We start from the raw sequence: 24,485 nt of genomic DNA, 5'->3' as shown, positions 1-24,485 counted from the left end.
AAATCGGCGAGTGATCGCGTAGAATTACCGCGCCTACAGATCTGACCGCGGCGCATTATTGAACTTAGACAACGAGTATCTTGGGGGACGCTCGGCAGAGTCTACCACGATTGTTTGCCGAGACTCGCAATATATTCACTGATTAAGGGGAGGCAACCGGCGCAGCCAAAATCGATGACATATAGATGCCTTGCAAACCTCTCGCTGTGCTCAATTAGGTTCCAAAATCACCTGTTAGTTTCTAACTCGAACTATTCCCGATAGGACCAGCAGGAGGGTTGCGGCCAGGGCGCAGCCTCCCCCGACCACAAACGGAGCCGCACCACCCAGTCCCTGCCACAGAGCACCCGCCAGCAGACTCGCAGGCAGCAGCGCCACTCCCGTGGCCAGGTTAAAAAAACCGAAGGCGGTGCCGCGCAGATGGGCCGGAACGCGGTCGGCAATCAGGGCGGAGAGGATGCCCTGGGTGATGCCCAGATAGAGGCCGTAGAGGGCAAAAAGCCCCCACACCTGCCAGGGGAGGGCGGCAAAGGCAAACCCCAGGTACACCAGTGCGTAAAGCAGCCAGCCGGCCGCAAGCAACCCCGGCCTGCCGATGCGGTCCGACAAGACCCCCACCGGGTAGGCGCTCAGGGCGTAGACAACGTTCATCACCAACAGCAACAGCGGCAGCAGCGCCGCGGCAACTCCGAGCTGCTGCGAGCGCAACAGCAAAAAGGCGTCGCTGGAATTGCCGAGGCTGAAGAGCAGCGCTGCCAGCACCAGGAGCCAGTAAGGGCGGCCCAGCGCCCCCAGATCCGCCCAACGCAACGGCCGATTCAGCCGGGAAGCGACCGCCGGCCTTTCCGGCTCGCGCACCCCGAAAACGAGCAAGGCCACCGCCGCAAACCCGGGCACCAGAGCCACCAGAAACACCAGCCGAAAATTGTCCCCCGAAGCGGCCATCAGAACGGCGGCAACGAGCGGTCCGATGCAGGCTCCGACTGTATCGAGAGATTGGCGCAGTCCAAAAGCCGCTCCGCGCAGGGGCGGCGGGGTTAGATCCGCCATCAGTGCGTCGCGCGGCGCCCCGCGAACGCCCTTGCCCAGCCGATCCGCGAAGCGGGCCACCAGCACCCAGACGGGGCTGGTGGCCAAAGCGAAAAGGGGTTTGGCCGCTGCCGAGAGGGCATAGCCCGCCACCGCCAGGTTCTTGCGTTGGCCAAGATAGTCGCTCAGGGCGCCGGAGAAGACTTTGACCAGCGAGGCGGTCGCCTCGGCGATGCCCTCGATCATTCCCAATACCAGGACACTTGCGCCCAGCTCGGCCACCAGAAACAGCGGCAGCAATGCGTGAATCATCTCGGAACTGGAATCGGTCAGCAAGCTGACAAATCCCAAGATCCAGATGGGACGGGGAACGCTTCCCGGCAATTTCATCGGTGTGCTCCCGCGGTGGTGATAGTCGCGCTCCCGTCATAGCGCATTGGCGGATACAGGCCGATGTCGCCGGGCACACGCCCCATCATCGGGGTACTGGACCTTGTGGCCAAACTTGCCGCGAAGCACTCAAGATAGTATTGTGACTATAGTCACATGACCATACAGGAGGCTTCCGATGGCGCGCACCCCCGAAGAAATTTCTGCGGCCGACTTTAAGGCCCGGTGCCTGAAACTGATGGATCAAGTCGAGCAGGAGCGCACGGAAGTGGTGATTACCAAGCGGGGCAAGCCGGTGGCGAAGCTGGTCCCGTTCACGGCAGAAGCACCGTCGGTCTTCGGATTCATGGCCGGCACGGGGGTCATCCGGGGCGACATCGAGGCTCCCATCGGGGGTCCATGGGATGCCGAACATGATTAAGGGGTATTTGTTGGATACCCATGTTTTTTTGTGGTTAATGCTCGGCTGCGCGCACCTTAAGGAGGCTCCAGTACGAACCCTTGCATCCGCCGCCGCGTCGGGGGGGCTGCGGGTGTCGCCGATCACCTGTTGGGAAGTCGCCATGCTGGCTGCTCGGGGTCGCGTCCACCTGGGGATGCCCTGTCAGGAATGGATAGCCCAATCCCTGAGTGCTCCCGGTCTGTCTGTGCTGGACCTGTCTGCCCAGATAGCGGTGGAGGCGGCCGAACTGCCGGGCCAGTTTCACGGCGATCCGGCGGATCGGATATTGGTCGCTTGCGCCCGGGTGAAGAACATCGCACTGGCCACAAGAGATGCCAAGATCCTCGCCTATGCCCAGGAGGGCTATTTGCAGGTTCTGCCTTGCTGAGCAAACCCTGCGGCGTTGGTCTGCACCCCAAAATGGTCCAAAAGGAGCAGACCCCCCTAGCGGGCAGCGGTCAGCTCATCACAAAATTCCAGTGTGCGGTTGAGGGCCCAAAATTCGTCTTCCTCGCCACTGGGCCGGCCGATATGGGCGACGTGGCCGCCTTGAGCAGTGATCACCAGGCGCGCGCAGCGGTTGGCGGCGCTGCGCTGCTCCAGTTCGCCCACGATACGCGGATCGAACATCGGGTCGTCGGCGGCATAAATAATCAAATGCGGCAGCGCCAGCTCTTCGAGCAGATACAGCCCGCTGGTTTTGCGGTAGTACTCCTCGACCGAGGCAAAGCCGTAGTAGCCAATCACCATCTCGTCGTCAAAGTCGCGGATGAAGCGAACTCGATCGAGCACTCCGGCCGGAACGGTCTCGGGGTAGAGTCGCAGGCGCCGGGCCACCTCGCGGCGCAACTCCTGCACCAGGGCCTCTTCGATCAGCCGACCGGTCCAGGTTTTTTGCAAATTGGCAAGGGACCAGTTCGATTCGAGGTTCGGACAGAGGACGACCGCTCCCGCCAGGACGTCGCTGTGCAGATCGCGGGCCGCCTTCAGCGACCAGAGGACCAGCTGCCCCCCGAGCGAGACGCCGAAGGCGACGGCCGGCGCAGCGCATCCCAGCGCAAGTGCCTGCTCGGCGATGCGCACGATATCTTCACCGTCGCGCCAGCCGTCGGAGGGCGGTACTGGCGAGAGTTCCGCCGTCTTGCCGTGGCCGCGCCAGTCGTAGAGCACCACGTCGTAGCCGCGGGCGTAAGCCTTGCGCGCCAGATAGTGCACGTACCAGCTGCCCTCCAGCGAACCGACGATCCCATAGCAACCGATGAGCGTTCCGCGCGGGCGGCCCGCTGTCTGGCGGGCGTAGCGCCCGGCAATCGGCACCCCTTCAGCTCCGGCAAAGACGTGTTCTTGCCACGGCGGCACCGGCAGCGGCGGCGCCAGGGGCGAGCGCTCGCCGTACTGCTGCCAGGCGTTGCTGTGCAGCAAGCTCACCGCGATAGTTTGCACAAAACCGTCCTGAAAGTACCAGGGAGCGCGGTAGGGTCGCATCGTCAGGCTCCGGGGCGGCGGGTTTCCTGGGCCAGATAGCGCTCGAACAACGCGTTCTCTTTGCGCGTCTCCAGCCGCCACAAAAAGACCATCAACGCAATCACCCCGGATTGCACGGCCAGGTTGGTGAGGCTCACCGGCAACTCCCGCCCCGCCAGCACCCGAAAAAAGGCGACGAAAAAGCCGACCACGCCGCTCGCACCGAAGGCCAGATACAGCCCCAGCCGCAGCTTGCGCCAGGGATGGCGCGATTCGACGCGCAGCGAAGCCCGACGGCGAGCGATTTCTTCTGCGTTCATGGCGCGCTCGTAACGGAACTTTACCAATTATGGCTGGGAAGCGTCGCCATGGCGCGTCCGCAAGCCGGGCTCAGGTGTCGATGCGCGACTGGGTAGGCTCGGTGAGCACGTACTGGTTGAGCAAACGCACCAGCAGGGCGGCGGTAAAACCGACTATCAACAGCAGCGCCAGACCGACCAGCGAGATGAGGGTCGAGAGGAGCAAATTGGTCACAAAGGGCGGAATAAAGCGCAGGAACGGCCCCAGGTAGGAAAAAGCAACCAGCCCACCCACGGCCACCGCTGTGTAAGTGCCCACGAAGGCGGCGGCTAGGGCCGCACCGGCCCAATCGACAGTGACCAGAGCGACCACTAGACCGAAGGCTACCCCGGCGGCAAGCCAGCCGACCGGGAGATTGCCCAGCCGCAGCCAGAACAGCGCCGCCACCAGAAAGCCGGTGCCGACGGTGGCCACCAGGGCGCTGCCCACGCCGATACCGGCGGCCACCGGAGTGCTTGCCGCCCGGGTGAGGGTGCGGATGGAGGCGCCCGCGTAGGCCCCGAGGGCGGTTCCGGCGAGGGCGGCAAGGGCGATGCCGAGCAAGACGAGCGGTAAAGAGGTGCCGATCAGGTCCATGGGCGTCTCACCTGAGAGCTTCGTTGTCTATGTTAGACTTCCGCTCCGCTCGCCGGTGGATTGCAGCGGATTTCGAGCATGAATCCGTCCGGGTCAAAAAAATAGATGCCCCGGCCGGTGGGACGGCTGACCGGTCCGTGGTCGATGGGCACACCGTGGGCCAACAGCACCGCCACTGCCTCGTCGAAGGCCTCCGGGGCGATGTCGAAGGCCAGGTGGTTGGCGCGGGTGAAGGCTTTGTGCGGATCCGGGTCGGGCGGTCCCAGTTCGGGCTCGAAGAATAGATCGATGACCGTGCCGTCCGGGGTGACGAAATTAGCAATTTTGCCCGCCGCCACCTGAGCGCGCAACGTCGAGGGTACCGCCTCGCCCGTGAGTTCCTCCAGGCCCAGCACCTCTGCGTAGAAGCGGCGCGAGGCGGCCAGATCCCGCACGTTGAAGGCGAGATGGTGCACCCGGCGCAGCGCACCGGGGGTGAGCACTTTTGCAGATACAGCGGACACTGGCGGGGCTCCCGAGACAGTTTGGCCACTACCTTAGCCGCTGGCGAGAATATCGAATAGTTCGCCGCTGCTCAACTCTTCTGCAAGGGCAACCAGACCGGAGCGCACCCGGTCCACCTCCGCCGTCCCGCCGCCGGTCAGCACCTCCATCCACAGCACGCCCGCCATCGCCACATCCACCTGCTCGACGCGCTCCCCCGCCTGGTAACCCAGCCGGATCGCCTCCACCAGGGATTGCTGCGCCGCTGTCCAGTCTTGTTGTTGACGGTGCGCTTCAAAAAGCGACAGCAGCGCGTGGCGCAGCAGGCCCACCGCCTGGGCGCGGCGAAAACACTCGCACGCCTGCAGGTACTGCGCCTCGGCCACGGTCCACTGCCGGCTCTGGTAGGAGATGTTGCCCAACAGCAAATACCCAAGGCCCAACTCCGAATCTTCGCCCAGCCGTTCGGCCAGGCGAATGCCCTGGGCGCACAGACTCTCGGCTTTGTTGGTGGCGGAAATTTCGATGAGCAAGTTGGCCTGGCGCAACAACTGCTGCAACAGCTCCGCTTCCCGGTTGGTCAATTCCAACAGTGCAATCGCCTGGGCGCGGGCGTAGATGGCCGCCTGCAGATCGCCGTTTTCTTCGTGCAGCTGGGCGAGCTGGTCCCAGGTACCCACCGCGCTGGGGGCCGACTCGGCTTCTATAAACGCCCGAATCGCCAACCGCAAACTCGCCATCGCCTGCTCCAGGTGGAGCGGTTGCTGCAAAGCGGCCATCTGGGTATACGTGCGGCCTTCGAGCAGCGAGCGCGAGAAGCCGGCTTCGAGCGCACTGCACAACAGCAGCACCCGCCGGCAGTAGACCATCGCCCGGGTGGGCTGTTCGCTGCGCTGCAACAGCAGCGCCCCTTCGAGCAGACAGTGGATTTCGCGCACCGGCAGATGAAAGCGCCAGGCCAACTCTCGGGCCTGCTCCAATTTCTCAAACGCAAGACCCAGTCCTGGGGAGCGCTCGTGGGCCAACCCTTTGGCCGATTCGACCACCAGTTCGATCAGATGCTCGACCACCGGGGTGTAGCGCCGCTGGAGCGCCTGCCAGTTTCCTGTTGCCCGCGGCAGGCTCAAATCCAGCACCATCCCCAGACCCGGATCGGGCGACTCGCTGTGCTCGAGGTGAGCCGCGAGCGCAGCGAGCGCGGCCGGCTCGTCAGGCTCCTGTTGCACTGCGCTCCAGAGCGCCGCGAGTTCGGTCGGTTCCATAGTTGGCCTGTCGATAACGGTAATCGTGAAAAAAAAGCCCGCGCCTGGCGCGGACCTTCAGAAAGTTCCTATAGATGCAAATAGATAGCGCTAGACGAGGCTCAGGCGCTCGCCGTGGCGGGCGTACCATTCGAGGGTGCGCCGCAGGCCCTCGGCCAGGCCGGTGCTGGCGGCAAAGCCGAACTCGGCGCGAGCCCGGGAGGTGTCGAGGCAGCGGCGGGGCTGGCCGTTGGGCTTGTCGGTCTCCCAGAGAATTTCGCCTTTGAAATCCATCAGCTCGCACAGCATCTCCACCAGATCCCGGATGGAAATCTCTGCGCCGGTGCCCAGGTTGACCGGCTCCGCTCCGTCGTAAGTGCGGGCGGCTTCGACGATACCGGCCGCCGCATCATCGACATAGAGAAACTCCCGCGTCGGACTGCCGTCGCCCCACACGGGCAACGTCTTCTGTCCCGCCTGTTTGGCCTGGGCGATTTTGTAAATGAGCGCCGGGATGACGTGGGAGCTTTTCGGGTCGAAATTGTCCCAGGGGCCGTAGAGGTTGACCGGCAGCAGGTAGATGCCGTTGAAGCCGTACTGCGCCCGGTAGGCCTGCAACTGCACCAGCAGGGCTTTTTTGGCGACGCCGTAGGGGGCGTTGGTCTCCTCGGGGTAGCCGTTCCAGAGATCGTCCTCGCGGAAGGGCACCGGGGTGAACTTCGGGTAGGCGCAGATCGTGCCCACACAGACAAATTTGCCCACACCGGCTTTGTAGCTCTGGTGGATGAGATGGGTACCCATCATCAGGTTGTCGTAGTAGAGTTCGGCCGGTTTTTCGCGGTTGAGGCCGATACCGCCCACCTTGGCCGCCAGGTGGATTACCAGGTCCATGCCTTCGACGGCCCGCGCGCAGGCGTCCGGCTCGCGCAGGTCCAGTTCGCCCGAGCGCGGGGTCACCAGGTTCTGCGCCCGGGCGCCCCGGGCCAGCAGTTGTTCGACGACGTGGCGTCCGAGAAAGCCGCCCGCGCCGCTCACCAGGATCTTGGCGCGCTCGAAGTCCGTTTGCATCGCGAAGAGGCCCCTCTCAGGTCGTAGATCAGTGTACCGTGCGCGGCCGTGGGCGGCCGAGTTTACCAAGCGGGCGGGAATGTCGTAGCATCGGTAGGTCTTTGAATACGCAGGATGCGCCAACAAACCGTACCCCGCTTCGGACGGCCCTGGCTGGAGGGTCTGGCGAACGGACTGACTGTACTCATTGTCGTCTCGACCCTTTGTTGGGATGCACTATCGGTGTTGTTTGCCTACTGGATGGCCTACGAAGTACGCGCCTCCAGTCCCAATACGCTGTACGGACCGGAATTTTATTGGGCGCTCGCGCAATTTAGCGTGATTTCCACACTGCTGGTCTTTGCCGCTTCAGGCCTGTACCGGGCACCGGGCTATCAGTCGCGCTTCGACGAAGTGGCCAAGGCACTCATCGGTCTTGTGCTCGCCTTTGCGATCGTGGTGGCGGGGGTGTTTTTCTTCCGCGAGGCTTCTTTTTCGCGCTTCGTGCTGCTTTATGCCTGGGCAGTGGCGGCGGTGTCGATCGTGGCGGGGCGGTTGGCGCTGCAGCAGATCAACCGCAGCCTCCGGGGGCGCGGCTTCGGATTGCAGCCGGTCCTCATCGTCGGCACCGGAGCACCGGCCGAATCGCTCAAGGCGTTGCTGGCGATGAATCCCCAGTGGGGTCTACATCTGGTCGGTCTGGTGGCCGAGGAGCCTGAGGCGGCGGCCGCAAGCGGTGAGGTGATTGCCTCGGTCGCGACGTTGGGACGTTACCTTACAACCCACGAGGTGGCCGAAGTCTGGGTGGCGCTGCCCGACTACCCACGCAGGCAGCTGCTTGAACTGTTGCAGGTAATTACTGCCGTGCGGCCGGTGCAGATCCGGCTGGTGCCTGGCATTCTCGAGTATGTGACCGCCCGTATGCAGGTGGATGTGCTAGGGGGAACGGCGCTGCTCACGCTGCAGGATACGCCGCTCAGACGTGCCTCCAATCGTTTTACCAAGCGATTTCTGGACATTGTGCTCTCCGGGTTCGGCCTGGTACTCGGGGCTCCTCTGCTGGTGCTGATCGCTGCGGCGGTCAAGTTCAGCAGCCCGGGACCGGTGTTCTACAAGCAGGAACGCATCGGCCGCGACGGGGCCGTGTTCTGGATTTATAAGTTCCGCACGATGCGGGAGGGTGCCGAGGGGCAAGGACCAGGTTGGACGACCCGCGACGATCCGCGCCGCACAGTGGTGGGAGCGTTTTTGCGGCGCACCAGCCTCGACGAATTGCCGCAACTTTGGAACGTACTAGTGGGCGAGATGAGCCTGGTTGGTCCCAGACCCGAGCGGCCTATCTATGTCGAACGCTTCAGCCAGGACATTCCCAAGTACCCCGACCGGCATCTGGCCAAGACGGGGATTACCGGCTGGGCGCAGATCCACGGCCTGCGCGGCGATACTTCGATTCCCGATCGGGTGCGCTACGACCTTTATTACATTGAAAACTGGTCGCTGCTGCTTGATTTGCGCATTATTTTGGTTACGGCCTTGCAAGTAGTGTTCCACCCCGAGGACGCCTATTAAACTGGACACGCCAAGTCGGCAACAATCTCTTCAGCGCAGGCCACACCCCCAAAGAGAATTAAAAGAAGGATTATCGGCAAGTTGCATCGGGCTGCTCACTACCCATCAGAAATCGGTTCAGTACAGTAGTTCGGGGTGCCTTGTAAAAAATTTAAACGCGGACACAGTATGTAATAATCTCAAATAGTTGAACGGCGAGCGAGTACTGGCTCTCTGATACTTGTGTATAGCTGTTGCCTGGGGATCGAACAAAACCCGAAACCCGTTTCTCCAGGCATTCAAGCAAAGATTGACATCTTCAAAATATAGAAAGAATCGCTCATCGAAAAGACCGTATTTTGAAATGTAGTCTCCAGAAACCATCATAAATGCGCCAATGCCCCAATCCACTTCACAGGGTATTTCAAAGTTGTATAAGTGCTCGTAATAATAACTGAAGGAGTAAAGTTTACGCTGAAGTTTTTCACCGATAAGGCTGCGCAGCAGAAAGTAAGTAAAAGTCGGAAAAGTTCGAACTGAAGGCTGGACAGTATGGTCAGGATAGAGCAATTTCGGACAGACAATTGCTACATCTCTCGACGCGACTAGAATACCGTGAAGCTTTAGAATGGTCTCCGGTTGAAAAACAACGTCTGGATTGATAAGAGCGTATACCTGGCTTGGAAAGTACTCGACGGCAAGATTATTGGCCTTGCCAAACCCAAGGTTGTTACTTGAATTGATCCCGATAAAAATGTCTGGATAGGCTCGATGGTAGTGATCGACAATCAAAGAGCAGCTGTCAAGCGATGCATTGTCTACAACAACAAGCCTGCCTCTCGATCCATAATGATGGTGGATTGTCTGCAGGCAAGACTCGATCGAATCGGTCAGTGTCTTCGCAGAATTATAGGTGACGATAACAAAAGTTATCTCTTTGAAAGGCTCGATCTGAAGCGACGGCTGACGGCTCATCAAAACTCACGTGTGTTGGTAGCAAACATTCGACAAATCACGAGTAAGTGTCTACGGACATGCAGGCACTTACTCGCAAGCAAATGGATCAGTTCCCTGTATCAGTTTCCTCAAAGACGTTGAGACTTTTGTGGAGACTTACTGACGAAAACTTTGTAAAGAGTGATGCCGGAAGATGTATTCCGACAGCCGTTGTTTTCCAGTCGAACATTGTCAGCTGCTAGAAAAATACAAGACGAGAAAAATCCACCAAGGCTTTGTCCACAGTCTTCGATCTGGTTGTTGCGGATAACAATGCCTTCAGATTTCGAGAATAGAACTCCGATTCCTTCGGCGTGGATATTGCGGATCTTATTACCCTCTATCAGAATGTCTTGAGGGAAATCGGCTGGGTTTTTGGGATCCAAAATGCGTCGAACATTGTAATCACTTGCAATTACAATGCCTCCATCACCCGAACCATCGATCGTGTTTCCCATTATTTTTACTCTCGATGTGCCAGCATTGATATTGATATTTTCGAGAGAGCGCCAGCCCACGAGTGTCACACGATCACCAGCTTGCGAAGGGTAGGGCTGTCCCTGCCGATCAACGAGAGTAACAGTGCGCTTATTACCGGTACCCTTCACAGTTGCAAAAACTGTGCCTCCCAGAACGCCTCCCTGGGGAGGCACGACTTTGTCGTTGAGCCGTATTCCTTGCCTGGCAGTGGGGTAGGGCAAGGAAAATTCAAAGGTGGATTGGCCTTGCACAGCAGTAAGCGTCGAAACATGACTGGGGTTAATGAAGTTATTTCTCAGAATTTCGCCGTCTTGGGACCAACGTGTCTGTAGATTGAATCCGGTGACATCCTTAAATTGATTCTCAATGACGGAGAACTGCTTAACTGCGCTAACCTCTACGGGTGCACCCTGGGAAGAACCCGCTCCATTAAAAACATTGCGAGAGATTGTAAGCCCAGTGGCACTGTTGCCCAGGATGTAGTGACCAATATCGCCAGAAAAAGAACTGCCGGTTACTCGGGTGCCTGGGGCAGAAGTGACGATACCGTATTTTACTTTGCGGTTACTAAAAACGAAGTTTATGCCTTCGATGGCAACGTTAGGCGCCCGAATCGAAAGTAGCGCCTCAGTCCCAGGAGCAGCTACCAGTTTGCCGCCACCAAAGATCTTCTGGTTCGCGGTGGTAACGTTTAGGTCTTTCGTAAAGTAAGTTTTCTTCAGTACAATATTTTTGCCCGACTGCAAAGCCTTTTGGAGGCTTGTAGTGTCATCTTTGACGCCATCACCGGCCGCCCCAAAATCCTCTGGAGACGCCTCGGTTTGGGTTGTTTGACTGAACGACCGTTCGGAAACGACTAGTAGCATCAACAGAAAGACAAACATCCACGAAATCGCTCTTTTACTACTCATGTCACTCTAGCTCCTTCAACGAATCGATCTTGCCCAGACAGAACCTTTGGACTCAGCTTTTCGTAACGAAGGCTCAGCGACAATATTCTAAAAATAGCGACCTGAAATATGATCGGTAGATAGAACCAAAAATTAACAAAGAACGAAAGCAAAGCGCAGAAGTAAAGAACCGCGAACGTACCAAGTTCGGTGAATGAAGGTGAGTTTTGGATTCGGCGGTAGTACCTGACCGTTAAAAAAATCGCCCCACCAGTCAGCAGCCATGTCCCGGTATAACCGGCATCGTAATAGACTGGAAACAGATAGGAAGAAACATTGAAGTAAATTACCTCCAGATAGCTCTCCCGTACAATCGACGGTCGCAAAAACGACGGGATCAGATTAATTACTGAAGTTCCATCAAAGTACGGTGCCTGGGACAAATTGATCAGATTATCGAGATTCAGAACGTTGAAGTAGCTGTAACTGTACAACCAAACAAATGGATTGGGAATAAACTGGTACTCGGATTTAATACCCGCAAGAACCTTGATGTCGCCACTACGAAAATCGCCAAGAACCGAAAAAGTTACAAGGAAGACCGCCGAAAGAAGCACAATACGTGTCAAGGGTATGGGTTTCTTTACAATTCCATAGAGAACTATTGCCTCAACAATCAACGACAAAACATTTTGCCGTGTCACAAATAGAACAAAAGTAAAAATGACGATAGCAAAAAATACAAGATAGCCTCTCTTCCCTGTAAGCAAATACGTATAGAAAGCAAGGAGGGCAAACGCATTCGCGTACGCACAGTAAAAACCGTAAAGCCCGTTAACTCCGAAGCTTAAGTAACCTGTATCTCCTTCGGTGATACCCTTGACAAGGGGAATATATCCAGCGATTGCAATGTTTACGGTAGTCAGCAAGAAGAACAGCAAAGCAAACAGTCTGAACCAGTCTTTTTTTATGGCCGCTACTTTCCACTCTTTCTTCCGCGACTTACCTTTTGGAAACAATCCAAACGTCGAAGTGGCAATGATATCGAAGAAAAAGGCTAACCAAATATTTGTGAGAATGAGTAGGTAGGTCTCCTTATTTGGGATTGTTGAGTAAATACTAATATCCAGGCTTGACAGTCCCACAATTGCAAGCCAAGGTAGGACAAATGCTACAACCGGATGCAAGTAATTCAATCGATGAAACAGAACAATCATTGTCAAAGCAATGATTGCACTTACGTAACCAAATTCTACTGTCGCGAAAGGAGACAGCCAGTAGAAAGCTACCACAGCTCCAAAAATTGATACTAATATCGCCTTGAACGATTGTTGGCGGCCTAACCAATTGGCTGCTGAAAAAGCATCGCTTATTGACGACATTCCACATCCTGTTCTGAAGAAGAGCTATTTTTTGTTTCTTAACAGTTGCTGTACTGCTCTAATTTTTGCTTTTTGCCTCGAAATAAGGAAATATACGCTGACATTTCGTGCGAAGCTCAATAGTGACGTAACCAGTCCGAGTGCATTCTTTTGGATTAGTTGCATCTCATGAAATGCTCGCATTGGGTTTTTGCGGCTTGTTCCATCATCGGCGCAGAAGGATACCACCCTTTCTAATGGCACAAAGCGAGTGCTGTTCAGCCAGAGTCTTAGGTTTAGTTCATAGTCAGCACAAATAGCATATTTCTCGTCGTAACGCAGCCCCATTTGCCTTAGTAAACGTGCTGAGTAAAAAGCTGACTGATGATGGACTGTATTATACATTTTTATGGAAGAGCTGACGTGAGAGATATGAACTTCTCCAGTGTCGTAGACCACAGTGCCAAATACACAGCCAGCTGCTCCACGTAGGTGAGGTGCGATGTCCGCGATTACATGTTTATCATGCAACAAATCATCTGCGTTCAAAAAAAACAGCCAATCTCCCCAAGCCAACTCAATCCCTTTATTCATAGCGTTGTAAATCCCTATATCTTCTTCGCTACGCCAGTAGGCAATGCTGGAATTGTAGTCATGAAGCAACTCAATTGTTCCGTCTTTGGAGCCTCCATCTAGAACAATGTGTTCCAGATCATTGGATGTTTGTTGAATGACACTTGTAATCGTTTTTTCGAGGGTTTTTCTGCCGTTACGTACTACGGTGATAATGCTTACTAGAGGTCTTGCTTTTACTGTCTGGGTTAGACGGTAGCCTCCTTCCGGTGAATTTTTAGAAGAAAGCGTGTCCATGCCTGTTGCCACCAAGAAGCCTTAGTTTTATATCACTCAACCTTTTTTTTGCTGCTGGACTGTTTAGTATTGAATCCATATTTATCAATAGCTCGAACGAGTTACAGCAGCGTAGGTTTTGTAGCAGTTTGCGTTTGCGCAAAGTCCCTTGTAGACCATACAAAAAATCACGCTTTGCTTTCAGGTAAACTGACATTTTTTTGGATATCAGCACCCAATACATAAAGGAAATTATCTCGTATAAGAGCTTTTCATGAAATGTCAGGGCCATGATTAACCAGGGTGTATTCTTTAAGTACACTCGATCGGCATTTAGGATAGAGTAGTAATTCGGAAGGGTACCCGCTTTGCTCATCGAGCTTGAAACTTTGTGCTCAATAACAAAGTCCGGCTCCAGCAAGATTTTGTACCCAGCTATCCGCGCTCGGTAAGAAAGGTCAGAATCTTCGTGGTTGATAAAAAAATCCTCGTCGAATCCCCCCACCTGAGTTAGCATCTGTGTGCTAATCAACGCCCCCCCTCCACAAAACCCGAAGACTGACTCGCGCGCCGTGACAGATCCCATAGGTTCCGCCTGGTGTCTCTTGTAGAACTTCCCTGGATATAAACACCCGTCTCCTGCCGAGTCGATAATCGCTGTCCCTGCTACGATAATCTTCGCTGCTATGGCGCCAATATCCTTATCCGTGGTAAACGCGTCAAGGGCTGCACACAGGCTATGCGGCTTGATCTCAGCATCGTTGTTCACAAGAAGCACGTAGTCGAAGTTGCTTCTCAAGGCGTAGTTGAAGGCAACGTTTATACCTCCTGCGAAACCCAAGTTTTCACCGTTTTGAACAAGGTAGATCGACATGCCTACATCGGCCGCCTTCTCGAACTCGTCGAGCTTGTATGTCTTGAATACCTTGGTACCGCCGCGATTCTGAACGTATTTTTCGAGAATTTCAAAGGAATTATCTCTAGAGTCGTTGTCCATGATGAGGATTTCCAAATGAACCATCTCGGGCAAGCGACACGACAACAATGATTCAAAACAATGAATTGTGTCCTCTACTCCTTTCCAGTTGAGAACAGCTGCGAGTATCCTTTTGACTTCAGCGGCCATGGATGCAATGTCGATTGTTATTTCTTACGTTGTCGGGTACCAGTCTGATTCTTGTCCGGTGTAGGTTGACCGTAGTAGTGGTAGTAATGCTGGGTGTAGTAGGAACGTCCTTCAGCTTCTTTTCGCACCCCGTTGGCGACAAAACCAACTGGTACTAATGATGCGGAGCGCAACCGTTCAAGGGCGCTCAAGACACCACCCCTTCTAGCCACTTCTAGACCAATCACGAAGACAAGACCATCTGCGCACTTTGTCAGAATAGTGGCATCGGCCAAGCCAATCATAGGGGGGCTGTCAATGATCACCAGGTCATATCTTTCACCCCACTGCTTTACTAATTCTTTCATGCGTAGTGAATCGAGCAAGGCTACAGGATCGGGCGGCAGGGGACCGGATGTCAGGACATGGACATTTTCGTCAATCTGGTTGACACAATTGCTCCAGTGCATCTCCCCTGCGAGCACTGTCGAAAGGCCGGGGCCATTTGACAATTCGAGTTTGTTGGAAACCGTGGGCCGTCTTAAATCGGCATCTACGAGTAAAGCTTTACGGTTGAGACCGCCTACTACCTTGGCCAAGTTGGTTGCAACGGTACTTTTACCTTCCCCAGGCATTGACGAAGAAACGACAAAAACTTTGAGCTTCCGATCGGAACTCAAGAAGCGCAGATTGGTCAGCAGCGATCGGAAAGCTTCCCGCAGCATCGATTTTTCTAAAGACGACTTTGGTAGGTCCGGCTTTTGCCTTTCCTTGGAAAATTGGGGTTGGCTGCTCGCCTGCAAATCCTCTTCTTCTGTAAATGGAATTGCTCCAAGCAACGGCAAGTTGAGTAATTCTTTAGCCTGGCTGATTGACTTGACTCGGTCATCGACCGATTCCAGCAGACTTGCTATCCCTAAACCGAAGACAAGGCCAAGCAGTGCACCGCCTCCGAGGGTCAATAGCGGTTTCGGCCAGATCGGTTTTTCGGGAATTGCAGCCGGTTCGATCACCCGCCATGGTGACAACTCCTGTGCAGCTTGAATTCGTAATTCCTGTAACCTTTCGAGTAGCCGGTTGAGACTGTTTGAGGCAAGATTACTATCTCGCACCAATTCTTGATACCGCTTCGCTAGGCTCGGTACAACTTTAAATTGACCGATCATGCGGTTTTTGACATTTTCCAGACCTGCAACTCTAGCAGTTTGAACTCGATAAGCATTTTCTGCTTTTATGAGCTCCGCCGCGAGATTGACTTGTAGATCACCGAGGCGATCTGTAATCCCTTTTGGCGAACCTGTGTTGTTCACGCTGTCAGCAATGCTGTCCTGCAAGGAGGCACCGCCGGAGACGATGGCTGGGACTGTGCGATCACCCAGAATTTGCTGGGCTTGGCTGGCCAGAACTTGGCGCAGCCGGTCGCGTTTCGATTTCAGGCTCTGGACTGCCGGATAGTCGTCGCGGAAACGCGCCTGCTCAAGAGCTAGTTGGGTTTCTACTTTTTGCAGCTGGGTCAGGTTTTCCTGGTATGGGCCGTCCTTGCTTAATGTTGCCGACGCCAGCGCCTGACCTGGAGAGATGCCTAGTCTCTCACTCAATGCCCAATAATGCTCCTTGCTAGCCTCCAGTTCCGCTTTGGATTGTTCGTAGTCACGGTTGAGGGTATTCAAGGTCGCAGCTAGTTCCGTTCCCTGCACTTGCGGATCCAGAATGCTGTACTGGCGGCGGAAGGTGCGTAGTTGTTCCTCTGCGCGTTCAACCTCTTTGCGGACAGGGGGCAATTCGTTTTCAATAAAGGCAATAGCTCCATCGAGCTTCGATTTTTGTATCTCAAGGCTGTAATCAATGTAAGTGCGCGATAGTTCGTCGAGGATGGCTTTGACCACTTGTGGATCTGTGTCTTCGAAGCTGACGACGGCGACTTGCGTTCGCTCTTCTCGGATAATCTCGAGACGCTTGGTGATATCCTCTGCATCCTGATCGAGAAGTTCTGGAAATTTTGGACGTAGCACCCGCAGAGCTTTCTCGATCAAGGGTCGACGCAGCAACACCTCAATCTGGGTGTTGATATCGGCCGAGTTGCTGGCAAAATAGCTCATAGGGCTGGCTTCATCCGCCAGCACCTTCGGTTGGGAGTTTCTGTCCTCAAGCAGCAGAAGCATCTCGCCTTCGTAGACGGGATTGCTCAAAAATGTATAAGCCGCCGCCAGAGAGAAGGTGGCAACGAAGACCCCAATAAATGCGTAGCGTCGGCGCCATATGGTCCTGGCGTACGTTTGCCAATCGAAGCTCGACTCCTCAACGACTTGTGCGGGCTTGTCGACGGGGTCTGCAAACGGCTGTTTTGTCATTAGCGCAGTGCTCTAAATAGGACGACGACGTTGGCAAGCTGGGTAAAAGGCCCGAGAACCGTGCTCACCCCATTAATTACATCGCCACCAAAGGAGCGTCGCACGACAATCATGTCGGATTGCCTGAGGGGAGGGTTGAGCTTGATGTCCGTAGGCTGCTCAAGACGGGCGTTGACTACGCGGCGTGTCACCGTACCGTCGCGGTTGGCACGGACGAGTTCAACCTGGGTCGGATCGGACAAATTCGTAAGTCCTCCGGCACCTATCAGGGCACTGGTTAAAGGGGCGCCGCTGCGAATTTTAACCGAACCGGGTTTTGCGACCTCGCCAATGACCTGCACTTCAATCTGCTCGGGGGAAAGACTCGATTGGGCAACCACATCGTAGTCGTAGTCCGGCTTGCCTTCTTCGGAGCGCGGGACCAAAATCGCGTCTCCATCTTGGAGATTGGGGTTTTGTGAGACATCCCCGTTTTGCAACAGTGCCCACAGATCAAGATTGCGCCGGACGGTCGCTCCCCCTGGCAGTCGCCGCACAAGGGTCACCTGCCGGACATTGGCACGCTCGGTTAAACCAGCAGCCTGAATAAGGGCGGTGCTGACCGTGATCCGGTTATACAGTGTCGCAGGGCTGGTGCCTCCAGAGAAGGTGACACTCTGTACCGGTTGAAAGGTATAGGGACCCGGCCGGTTGACCTCCCCACTGACGACAAGGGTGATGGGTCGCGGGCGCTCGACGGTCACATCTACCCGCGGGCGCGCCAGATAGGGACGGTAAAGTTCCACCAGCCTTTGCGAGAGTTGCTCCGCTGTAAGGCCCTCGGCCGCTATGCTGCCAATCAGCGGCAGCGAAAGGGTGCCGTCCGGCAGCACAGTCCTGGCACCGGATATTTCGGGAACGTCGTAGAAAGTTACTTGAAGGCCGTCTCCCGGCCCTAGACTGTAAGTCGTTTCGGTGAGTTGGGCTGCAAAGTTCGGTACCCCGAAGGACGGCGTCGGCTGCGCGAACACCGGCAGGCAAGGCCAGCTTGTAAATACAAGCAGCCAGGTTAGAGTGCGATGCAAGTCAGAAACGAAAGCACACTTCATGGGTTGGTAAGCCTTTGCAAGGTTGTCATCAAAAACCAATCGACAGATTTACAACTCACTACAGGGTACACCCTCATCTTCTTGCGGCAGCCCTTTACCGCTCACAAGAGTTAACTGCGGACAAAATTGTCCAACGAAATTCGGGGCAGCAGTTCCAAACGACCTCCTTCTGTACAGTTTACGAGCTTTCTGCCCGCCGTCTCGTAAACCACCAGAGCAAGGGAGTAAGCAGCTTCGCTATTGGGCAAGTCCGGCAGTTGCCATTTGACACCGCCGGCGAAGTAGTTGGGATCGAAATGGTTGTCGTCCCTTTTACCTGCTATGACAGTCTGATTGGCTGGGCCTGTGGTAGTGAAATTGTGATCGCAGCCGATCAAAGCGACTTGCCGGAAACCTATATGAAATGCGAGTTGCATGGCCACAAACGTCACGGTGGAGCCCTGGTAAATACTGATTGAACAATCTCTGGCGAACTTGCTCTGGCCCGCTGAGTGCAACATCGTCACATTGTCCCTTGCCCGCACGTCCTTAAGGGCTACTCGGTCCAAGAACAAAGGAATGTCCGTCTGGTTGAAAAAGTCGGCGTTTTGCTCAATGACGAAAGGATTGACAGATACAATACAGGAAGGACGAAATGTAGTTTTATCGAACAAAAGATTAATCTTATTGAGCCCGAAGGTGAAATAACCATCAAGCATGGACAGATCCGACTTTAACAAGCTAGGTCCGTTGCACAAAATGACAGCTTTTTTGTCGGCATACTTGTTTTTCCAGGCGCGAAGCTTAGCCCGCGAACGCCAGGATTCTGGGTTGAAATCCCAACGCAAGCGATTGAGTAATTCAAAGGCTGCGAACCGGTAAGGATTGAGGGTTGCACTCTGAGAAAAACCATCACTATCAGGACTGCTTTGTCTCACATTTTCGACCTTCTGCGTGCTCATCCGTTCCATGTTTTGCTCAACATCGGAAATAAAAATGACCCCAGTGAGTAGACCAGTGTGACCGAAAGGGGAACCAGGGATGTAGACTTCTCGAAAGACCACAGCTGCAGGTGGAAAGCTTTGTAGGAATGGGCAGCAGAATACCAGGAGTAAAAGCCTAAGTAGCCAGCCAGCAAGCCTCCGGGAATAGCATATGCGCCAACAAAGTTAAACGTTGCAAGGCTGACCGCCATAAAAATGGCACTGTGAACAAGAGCCACTGTGTGCCAGATGATGTGATTTGTGGTTGTATACAGCTGCAGGTGCATAGCGCCGTAGCGCTCGCAAAAGAAAACCAGGCCCATCAAAGCCCAAAGTTGCGGTTCCACGAAGCTGGTCTGGCTATCGAGTAACTTGAGCAGCGGCCCAGCAGAAGTTCCGATGGCCACAAATCCAATACTATATGCCCAGTATGAAAGCAACATGCCGCGGCGAGCGACATACACCTGTTCATCGAGTTTGCCCTCGCTGCGCAGGCGGGCAAGCAGAGGGGTCTTGCTGTAAAAAGGCGCCTGAGAAAATTGACTGACCGCCTGGATAAGGCGAAGGGCGATGAGGTAGGAAGCTACCTGCTGTACCGGTCCCCACTGGGCGTACAGCAAATTGCTCACCTGAACCAGACCGCCGGTGAGGGCGATGCCCACCCCGCTGCGCCAGGCACTCGGCCATACCGCCTGGAAGATCGGCCCATCCAGGCCCTGGTCGCTGCCGTAGAAAAAACGTCCTTGCTTGACGACACTGCACAGCCAGCGGTTGCGCAACGTTGCAATGACTAGCCAGATCTGGTTGGCAACCACTAGCGCTAGCAAACTCCCATCTACGAGCATCACTGCAGTGCTGGTTATCACCGCACCCACAGAGGTCGCGATTTCCCAGCGGCGCAGTAGAGCGATCTGGTTGATGCCCTGCAAATAGGCGCTGTAGGCATTGCCGCGGAAAGTGATCGCAGTGGTGGCGAGCACCACCGCCCACGCAAGCCAGGCCTCGGTGCGATCCGGCAGAGCTTCGATCGGCTTGTTAAGCGACCAAGTACCGAAGGAGGCAAGGGCGATCACGGATACAACCGTAAGCCGCCCATAGACAGTACCCATGGTGGAGCTGATGCGGCCGATCACCTCCCAATCAGGCTCACCACTGCCGTGAACGCGCTTGGGGTTGCGAAAATCCACAAGGTCTTTGGCGCCGCCCATAGCAAAAGCAATTACCCGCGAGAAGGTGGAGGCGAATCCCAGATCGGCGAGCATCTGCAATCCAATAATGCTGTTGAGCAACGACCAGACGACCACCTGTTCAGCGCTGAAGCGGGCCAGCACCAGTGGAAAAACAGCGACCAGACTCAATGTGCGCGCCGCAAAACTGCCCCAAGTCGTGATCGTCGGTGAGTGCCATAGCCTGAGCGGCAAACCAGCAAGGGAAAGGCGGGCTGTCGGTCGCACTGTGGTTTTAGTGTCTGAGTAGGGGACTGGTAGGCGGAACGACGAGCAAATCGCACCATCCGTCTCCGTCTGCAAGGCCACGGAGGTACTGGACAAAAGCCTGACAGTGTTCCGGGTCCAGCGCATCGTCCAGCACTGTAGAAAGCGAATCTCCCCGAAAGCGGGTGCGTTTGGGCAACTCCGCAACGACGTAGCGCTCTACCAGGTTTTTGAGGTGCATCAATGGATCTGTACCCTGAGAAGCCAACCATTTGGGGGCAAATTCGGTGCGCACCAGCCAGCGATTGTGCGAGCGCAAAAATGCGTCGGCACCCTGGAACACTCTTTCTTCAAAGCCCTGGGTGTCAACTTTAATATACGCAAAGGCATCGACAGCCACCGATTGCAGCAGCTCGGTGACGGTGGTGGCCGCCGCCGCGACAGTTTTCCAGGCCCGGGCCGGGGTTGACTGGTGGTCTTCAAAGACCCGGTTGTCCTGGCTACCCGCCAAATTGAGGGAAAACGGCATCCGGCCAGGCCGATCGGAGCACACAGCATCAACCAGTCGAAAGTTGCAACCTGCAGCTTCAAGATTTTGCTTTAAATAGGGCAACAGAGTGGGCGACGGCTCGACGGCGATAATTAAGCAACCGGGGTTACGGGCGGCATGAGCCAGGGCCGTAAATCCATAGTTGGCCCCCACATCCAAATAGACAGACGGGCGGAAGCGCGCAACAATTTCATTTTCGAGGGGACAGAGCAGGTCGCCGAAGTAATGTTTTTGATGGTAGGCAAGCCCGCCCGGATCGCGTGGATCGATGGTGAGCTTGAATTTGCCAAAATCGACGGTCTCACATGTAGAGACAATCCGCTTCAGGTGCCTATAGGCTTTGTGAGCCAATGGGTAAATCATTTGTTTGGACGTGTCCTGGATTCGGGGGCCAACACAGCGGTGTTGAAACGGGAAGCAGGAAGATCTGCGCTGTAGGTATTCATTTGGGGATAGCGGCTTGCAAGGGCTGTGCGGTTTGCGTGCAGGCGCTGATAAAGCCTTAGAGAGGAAGCTACAAATCGCAGAGGATTGCGCAGCAGCAGTTGCAACAGTTCGGTAGCCTGGGGAGCCAGTTCTGCAACAGCCCCTGCGTGCACAATGTGCTCGTTCTCGTATAACTGGCGGCTACGTTCGGTTGGTGGGTACGCCGGCGGCAGCAGGCCCTCGGGATCACGCACCAGAATGTTGACCCCATTCCACCAGCCCTCCTGCGCCGCGCGGCGTTGCGCTGGCGTCGCGTTGGCCGGATGACAGGCGGTGTAGGCATCAAAGACCAGCTTAAACTCCGGATGGGTCATCAAAAAATCGCGGTTGGCCTGGCGGACGTGGCGGTAGTTGCTGTCGTCCACCACGATCACGGCGTCGCGATGCAAATGGGGTAGCACCAGTTCCAGGCACATCAGCTGGCTGCGGTAGTCGTGGGGGCCGTCCACAAAGTACACTCCGACCTTGCGCCCGCCAGTAGTCTGGGCAAGGCTCTCCAAAGCATCTTCATAATCTTTGTTGATGACCGTAGCATTCCCGACGGCGAGTTTTGCCGCCCGCTCCCTGACGATGCGCAGGTTCTGCCCCTCAGGGTCAAAAAAGGCAAAATTGTCGATTCCGTAGCATTGCAGTGAGCGGCAGGCGCTTGCCACCGACAGCAGGGTCAATCCCTGAAAGACGCCCACTTCCAGGTAGCACCCGGCGCTGTCGCGCTCGAAAAGCAGGGCCAGCCGCTGGAGAGCGCCGACAAGTTTGTCGCCGGAAAAACCGGTCAACACATCCTTGCCCGCTTGCAGCAGTGGGCCTTCCGACTGGGCATCGCGAATGGCCAGGGCAATCTGTTCGATCATGGGTGTCATCGTAACTACTGGCGACCGAGGTGGGCAGAAAGGCTTCCCGTTGCCCTGCGTACCCGGGCGGCAAGTCTGGCCTTCAATGAGGGCTGTTTGATCTTGCGCTGTGGACGGGAAGGGTTGTAAATCGATTCGATGAGCGCAATCGTGGCACGCTCGCGGGGCGAGCACGGCGTTTCGCGCACAAACAGATAGTCTGCCTGGGAGGCAAAGGAATTTTGATAGCCGGTCCAACCGGCAACACGAAAACCACGCTCGGCCAGAAAGGTTTTGATTTCGTTCTCTAGAAACATCCCCTTGCAAAGGGGATAGCGGTTAAGTTCCAGCTCCAAAGCTAGGCAATCCTCGCGCAGATACTGCTCGGCTCCCTGCAGAACAAAGCCTTCGCCACTTTGGGTGTCACTTTTTAGAAAGGCGAAGTCGATTTTTCGCTCGAGCGAGCGGTAGAGTTCCTGCAGTATGGTGTCGAGTTTTTTGACCTGACAGGGAATCTGGCAAGTCACCTCCGAACGTTCGAACCAACTGCGGTTGAGCTGAGGATCGCCCTCTTTGGCGATGCGCTAATAATTTTGCCGCACCCAGTCAATATTTTGTTTGAGCAGCGAGGAACCCGTGCCGTGGATGCCCGAGACATGAAATGTCGCCTCGCCATCGAAGTTCCACACCGCGCAGTCATAGCGCAACCGCTTGCCGGTCAGTTGCGGCGGTTCGTTGAGCTCGAAGCTCAACACCCAGTCCAACTTGTCCTGGTGACCTTGCCAGGGCAGACCAAGGCCGCCCACTGCACCGATATCGATAAGGTTGATTTTAGGAGTAGCATGCATCGCTTTAAACCGGGTCGTGCAGGCGGTGGCTGATGCCGCCGTCGAGGTCGAGGGCTGTTCCGCTCACAAATGCTGCCTGCGGCGAGGCTAAAAACAACGCCGCACGGGCTACTTCTTCGGGTTCGGCAATGCGGCCCAGCGGGTGCATGCGGGCCAAATCCCGCCACTGCTGGTCTTTGCCCTCGAAGCCGGCTTTGAGCATCGGTGTAGCCACTGCTGCCGGGCAGACGGCGTTGACGCGCACGCGCGCACCAAGATCGACTGCGAGGCTGTGGGTGAGCCCCACTAGGGCGGCTTTGCTGGTGGCGTAGCTGACGAAGCCGGGTTTGGTCGCTTTGGCGTGCACGCTGGCGATATTGACCACCGAGCCGCCCGCCCGCTCCAACTCGCCAAGCAATCCCTGGATGAGCAAAAACGGTGCCGTCAGATTGACATCGAGGGTCTCACGCCAATCGGCCAGGGTGATTTGCCCGGTTGCACCGAGCCGTTGGACAGCGGCGTTGTTGATCAGGGCGTGGAGCCCCTCAGGGGGCAACTCGGCGCGCAATCGGTCCAGAAAGTCATCCCGGTAGCTCTCCTCCAGACATAGTTTTTGCAAATCCACCGGCACGAAGTGATCGCACTCGCACTCACCCTCCTGCACATCGAGAGCCACCACCCGGTGGCCGGCGGCCTTGAAGACCGAGCAGAGCGCCCGTCCGATACCGCCGTTGGCGCCGGTGATCACTGCGGTCGTCGGCACTCAGTCGATCCCCAAAAAACCGAACAGCAGCGCCATCGCCTTGAAGCTTGCGCGCTCGACGGCATCGGCGGTGTTCGAGGCGTTGTGGGAGCCGAAAATGCAGCGCTCGTGAGCGCGCAGGGGCGAATCGGCCGCGAGCGGTTCCACTTCGAAGACATCGAGAGCGGCCGAATGCACCCGGCCGCTTGCCAGGGCCACAATCAGCGCCTGCTCGTCGATGAGCGGTCCGCGGGCGACATTGACGACGCGCACACCGGGCTTGGTCAGCCCAAACGCTGCGACCCCGAGCATGTGACGGTTTTCGGGGGTGAGGGCGCAGGTGAAGACGATAAAATCGGCCTCGCCGAGGCGCTCGGGCCACAGGGCCGGCTCGACCGCCTCAGAACCCGCCTCCGGGACATAGCGCGGGTCGTAGGCGATGACGCGCATCTCGGCTGCGACAAGACGCCGGGCAGTGGCTTTGCCGATATCCCCAAACCCGACCAGAGCGACGGTTTTGCCCGCCAGTGAGACGCCGCAGGGCTTCGGCCAGCCACCGGCGCGCACCTCCCGGTCGACAGAAAACGTCTCGCGCGCCAGGGCCGTCACGTAGGAGACGGCCACATCCGCCACTTCGGCCCCGAACATCGCCGGGGTGTTGGCAATCGGAATGCCCAGAGCGCGGGCGGCGGCAAAATCGACGTTGTCGACACCCACGCCCCACTTGACCGCCGCCTTGAGCCGCCCGCGCACTCCGGCTGCGAAGACTGCCCGCGTCGCCGGGTCGTCGCCGATGATCCAGCCGTCGAAGCCGGGCAATAGATCGACCAGTTCAGCAACCGAGAGTGTCTGTACTACCGGCGGGCAATACACCTCGGCCCCTCGCGCTTCGAAGTGGTCTTTAAAGTGCTCGATGCGCCGCAGCATCGGCGGGCAGGTGACCAGGACGCGCATT

Annotated in this window: 25 protein-coding genes; 3 read left to right on the top strand and 22 right to left on the bottom strand. The window is 56.3% G+C overall.

What is annotated here, in order from left to right; all coding sequences use genetic code 11:
- Positions 1-234: 234 nt before the first annotated feature.
- Complete coding sequence (locus GLL_RS19595) at positions 235-1,419, bottom strand: MFS transporter (RefSeq protein ID WP_011143789.1); 1,185 nt, start codon at positions 1,417-1,419, stop codon at positions 235-237.
- A gap of 178 nt (positions 1,420-1,597) precedes the next feature.
- On the opposite strand from GLL_RS19595, the gene GLL_RS19590 reads away from it, so the two are divergent.
- Both GLL_RS19590 and GLL_RS19585 read left to right on the top strand, forming a co-directional pair.
- On the top strand, positions 1,598-1,840 hold the full coding sequence (locus GLL_RS19590; protein WP_011143788.1) for a type II toxin-antitoxin system Phd/YefM family antitoxin: 243 nt from the start codon (positions 1,598-1,600) through the stop codon (positions 1,838-1,840).
- Positions 1,824-2,249, top strand: a complete 426-nt coding sequence (locus tag GLL_RS19585; RefSeq protein ID WP_011143787.1) for a type II toxin-antitoxin system VapC family toxin — start codon at positions 1,824-1,826, stop codon at positions 2,247-2,249. The genes GLL_RS19590 and GLL_RS19585 overlap by 17 nt, the downstream gene beginning before the upstream one ends.
- A 56-nt stretch (positions 2,250-2,305) precedes the next feature.
- Here the strand turns inward: GLL_RS19585 and GLL_RS19580 are convergent, their stop codons facing one another.
- From GLL_RS19580 to GLL_RS19555, 6 genes are all read right to left on the bottom strand, one after another.
- Entirely contained in the window at positions 2,306-3,283 is a 978-nt protein-coding gene (locus tag GLL_RS19580) for a YheT family hydrolase (protein WP_407920000.1), read from the bottom strand.
- Positions 3,284-3,348: 65 nt separating this feature from the next.
- A complete protein-coding gene (locus tag GLL_RS19575) occupies positions 3,349-3,645 on the bottom strand; it encodes a DUF3493 domain-containing protein (RefSeq protein ID WP_011143785.1) in 297 nt (98 codons plus the stop codon).
- Between the two features lie 70 nt (positions 3,646-3,715).
- Positions 3,716-4,261, bottom strand: a complete 546-nt coding sequence (locus GLL_RS19570; protein WP_011143784.1) for a hypothetical protein — start codon at positions 4,259-4,261, stop codon at positions 3,716-3,718.
- A gap of 32 nt (positions 4,262-4,293) precedes the next feature.
- A complete protein-coding gene (locus tag GLL_RS19565; RefSeq protein WP_011143783.1) occupies positions 4,294-4,764 on the bottom strand; it encodes a VOC family protein in 471 nt (156 codons plus the stop codon).
- 33 nt (positions 4,765-4,797) lie between these two features.
- Positions 4,798-6,006 carry a hypothetical protein gene (locus GLL_RS19560; RefSeq protein WP_011143782.1) on the bottom strand — a complete coding sequence of 403 codons (1,209 nt, stop codon included), beginning with the start codon at positions 6,004-6,006 and terminating at the stop codon, positions 4,798-4,800.
- 90 nt (positions 6,007-6,096) lie between these two features.
- Positions 6,097-7,053, bottom strand: coding sequence for a GDP-L-fucose synthase family protein (locus tag GLL_RS19555; RefSeq protein ID WP_011143781.1), 957 nt, complete (start codon positions 7,051-7,053; stop codon positions 6,097-6,099).
- Between the two features lie 114 nt (positions 7,054-7,167).
- Between GLL_RS19555 and GLL_RS19550 the strand changes: the two genes are divergently transcribed.
- Positions 7,168-8,601, top strand: coding sequence for an undecaprenyl-phosphate glucose phosphotransferase (locus tag GLL_RS19550; RefSeq protein ID WP_011143780.1), 1,434 nt, complete (start codon positions 7,168-7,170; stop codon positions 8,599-8,601).
- Between the two features lie 117 nt (positions 8,602-8,718).
- On the opposite strand, the gene GLL_RS19545 is transcribed toward GLL_RS19550, so the two are convergent.
- From GLL_RS19545 to GLL_RS19475, 15 genes are all read right to left on the bottom strand, one after another.
- Positions 8,719-9,555 (bottom strand): glycosyltransferase, encoded by an 837-nt coding sequence (locus GLL_RS19545; protein WP_011143779.1) that lies wholly within the window; start codon positions 9,553-9,555, stop codon positions 8,719-8,721.
- Between the two features lie 110 nt (positions 9,556-9,665).
- Positions 9,666-10,940, bottom strand: coding sequence for a right-handed parallel beta-helix repeat-containing protein (locus GLL_RS19540; protein WP_164929378.1), 1,275 nt, complete (start codon positions 10,938-10,940; stop codon positions 9,666-9,668).
- A 23-nt stretch (positions 10,941-10,963) separates the two neighbouring features.
- Positions 10,964-12,328, bottom strand: a complete 1,365-nt coding sequence (locus tag GLL_RS19535) for an O-antigen polymerase (RefSeq protein ID WP_011143777.1) — start codon at positions 12,326-12,328, stop codon at positions 10,964-10,966.
- Between the two features lie 24 nt (positions 12,329-12,352).
- Positions 12,353-13,177, bottom strand: coding sequence for a glycosyltransferase family 2 protein (locus GLL_RS19530; protein ID WP_011143776.1), 825 nt, complete (start codon positions 13,175-13,177; stop codon positions 12,353-12,355).
- The gene (locus tag GLL_RS19525; RefSeq protein ID WP_011143775.1) at positions 13,158-14,282 is read right to left on the bottom strand and encodes a glycosyltransferase family 2 protein; all 1,125 of its coding nucleotides are present in this window, start codon (positions 14,280-14,282) and stop codon (positions 13,158-13,160) included. The genes GLL_RS19530 and GLL_RS19525 overlap by 20 nt, the downstream gene beginning before the upstream one ends.
- A gap of 17 nt (positions 14,283-14,299) precedes the next feature.
- The gene (locus GLL_RS19520) at positions 14,300-16,612 is read right to left on the bottom strand and encodes a GumC family protein (protein WP_011143774.1); all 2,313 of its coding nucleotides are present in this window, start codon (positions 16,610-16,612) and stop codon (positions 14,300-14,302) included.
- On the bottom strand, positions 16,612-17,622 hold the full coding sequence (locus GLL_RS19515) for a polysaccharide biosynthesis/export family protein (protein WP_164929377.1): 1,011 nt from the start codon (positions 17,620-17,622) through the stop codon (positions 16,612-16,614). The genes GLL_RS19520 and GLL_RS19515 overlap by 1 nt, the downstream gene beginning before the upstream one ends.
- A 188-nt stretch (positions 17,623-17,810) precedes the next feature.
- On the bottom strand, positions 17,811-18,650 hold the full coding sequence (locus tag GLL_RS19510) for a 6-hydroxymethylpterin diphosphokinase MptE-like protein (RefSeq protein ID WP_011143772.1): 840 nt from the start codon (positions 18,648-18,650) through the stop codon (positions 17,811-17,813).
- Complete coding sequence (locus tag GLL_RS19505; protein ID WP_164929376.1) at positions 18,638-20,020, bottom strand: hypothetical protein; 1,383 nt, start codon at positions 20,018-20,020, stop codon at positions 18,638-18,640. Before GLL_RS19505 ends, GLL_RS19510 begins: the two co-directional genes overlap by 13 nt.
- 103 nt (positions 20,021-20,123) lie before the next feature.
- Positions 20,124-21,008 (bottom strand): FkbM family methyltransferase, encoded by an 885-nt coding sequence (locus GLL_RS19500; protein ID WP_011143770.1) that lies wholly within the window; start codon positions 21,006-21,008, stop codon positions 20,124-20,126.
- Complete coding sequence (locus GLL_RS19495) at positions 21,005-21,982, bottom strand: class I SAM-dependent methyltransferase (RefSeq protein ID WP_164929375.1); 978 nt, start codon at positions 21,980-21,982, stop codon at positions 21,005-21,007. The genes GLL_RS19500 and GLL_RS19495 overlap by 4 nt, the downstream gene beginning before the upstream one ends.
- A gap of 14 nt (positions 21,983-21,996) precedes the next feature.
- Positions 21,997-22,488 (bottom strand): hypothetical protein, encoded by a 492-nt coding sequence (locus tag GLL_RS19490; protein ID WP_011143768.1) that lies wholly within the window; start codon positions 22,486-22,488, stop codon positions 21,997-21,999.
- A 57-nt stretch (positions 22,489-22,545) separates the two neighbouring features.
- Positions 22,546-22,809 carry a hypothetical protein gene (locus GLL_RS19485; protein ID WP_011143767.1) on the bottom strand — a complete coding sequence of 88 codons (264 nt, stop codon included), beginning with the start codon at positions 22,807-22,809 and terminating at the stop codon, positions 22,546-22,548.
- A 4-nt stretch (positions 22,810-22,813) separates the two neighbouring features.
- On the bottom strand, positions 22,814-23,551 hold the full coding sequence (locus GLL_RS19480; RefSeq protein ID WP_011143766.1) for an SDR family NAD(P)-dependent oxidoreductase: 738 nt from the start codon (positions 23,549-23,551) through the stop codon (positions 22,814-22,816).
- Positions 23,552-24,484, bottom strand: a complete 933-nt coding sequence (locus GLL_RS19475; RefSeq protein WP_011143765.1) for a phosphoglycerate dehydrogenase — start codon at positions 24,482-24,484, stop codon at positions 23,552-23,554. It lies immediately after the preceding gene.
- Between the last annotated feature and the right edge of the window lies 1 nt (position 24,485).

The sequence above is a fragment of the Gloeobacter violaceus PCC 7421 genome (assembly GCF_000011385.1).
In the GTDB taxonomy this organism is placed as follows: domain Bacteria; phylum Cyanobacteriota; class Cyanobacteriia; order Gloeobacterales; family Gloeobacteraceae; genus Gloeobacter; species Gloeobacter violaceus.
The sequence above is the reverse complement of the archived record's forward strand: the minus strand, read 5'-3'. Positions and strand labels throughout refer to the sequence as shown.

Excerpts from the sequence above, each read along its gene's own strand:
- GLL_RS19550 (WP_011143780.1), top strand. The coding sequence starts at position 7,168 with ATGCGCCAACAAACCGTACCCCGCTTCGGACGGCCCTGGCTGGAGGGT.
- GLL_RS19585 (WP_011143787.1), top strand. The coding sequence starts at position 1,824 with ATGCCGAACATGATTAAGGGGTATTTGTTGGATACCCATGTTTTTTTG.
- GLL_RS19545 (WP_011143779.1), bottom strand. The coding sequence starts at position 9,555 with ATGAGCCGTCAGCCGTCGCTTCAGATCGAGCCTTTCAAAGAGATAACT.
- GLL_RS19500 (WP_011143770.1), bottom strand. The coding sequence starts at position 21,008 with ATGATTTACCCATTGGCTCACAAAGCCTATAGGCACCTGAAGCGGATT.
- GLL_RS19555 (WP_011143781.1), bottom strand. The coding sequence starts at position 7,053 with ATGCAAACGGACTTCGAGCGCGCCAAGATCCTGGTGAGCGGCGCGGGC.
- GLL_RS19520 (WP_011143774.1), bottom strand. The coding sequence starts at position 16,612 with ATGACAAAACAGCCGTTTGCAGACCCCGTCGACAAGCCCGCACAAGTC.
- GLL_RS19595 (WP_011143789.1), bottom strand. The coding sequence starts at position 1,419 with ATGAAATTGCCGGGAAGCGTTCCCCGTCCCATCTGGATCTTGGGATTT.
- GLL_RS19560 (WP_011143782.1), bottom strand. The coding sequence starts at position 6,006 with ATGGAACCGACCGAACTCGCGGCGCTCTGGAGCGCAGTGCAACAGGAG.
- GLL_RS19525 (WP_011143775.1), bottom strand. The coding sequence starts at position 14,282 with ATGGCCGCTGAAGTCAAAAGGATACTCGCAGCTGTTCTCAACTGGAAA.
- GLL_RS19570 (WP_011143784.1), bottom strand. The coding sequence starts at position 4,261 with ATGGACCTGATCGGCACCTCTTTACCGCTCGTCTTGCTCGGCATCGCC.
- GLL_RS19530 (WP_011143776.1), bottom strand. The coding sequence starts at position 13,177 with ATGGACACGCTTTCTTCTAAAAATTCACCGGAAGGAGGCTACCGTCTA.
- GLL_RS19540 (WP_164929378.1), bottom strand. The coding sequence starts at position 10,940 with ATGTTTGTCTTTCTGTTGATGCTACTAGTCGTTTCCGAACGGTCGTTC.
- GLL_RS19575 (WP_011143785.1), bottom strand. The coding sequence starts at position 3,645 with ATGAACGCAGAAGAAATCGCTCGCCGTCGGGCTTCGCTGCGCGTCGAA.
- GLL_RS19485 (WP_011143767.1), bottom strand. The coding sequence starts at position 22,809 with ATGCATGCTACTCCTAAAATCAACCTTATCGATATCGGTGCAGTGGGC.
- GLL_RS19495 (WP_164929375.1), bottom strand. The coding sequence starts at position 21,982 with ATGATCGAACAGATTGCCCTGGCCATTCGCGATGCCCAGTCGGAAGGC.
- GLL_RS19510 (WP_011143772.1), bottom strand. The coding sequence starts at position 18,650 with ATGGAACGGATGAGCACGCAGAAGGTCGAAAATGTGAGACAAAGCAGT.
- GLL_RS19535 (WP_011143777.1), bottom strand. The coding sequence starts at position 12,328 with ATGTCGTCAATAAGCGATGCTTTTTCAGCAGCCAATTGGTTAGGCCGC.
- GLL_RS19590 (WP_011143788.1), top strand. The coding sequence starts at position 1,598 with ATGGCGCGCACCCCCGAAGAAATTTCTGCGGCCGACTTTAAGGCCCGG.
- GLL_RS19475 (WP_011143765.1), bottom strand. The coding sequence starts at position 24,484 with ATGCGCGTCCTGGTCACCTGCCCGCCGATGCTGCGGCGCATCGAGCAC.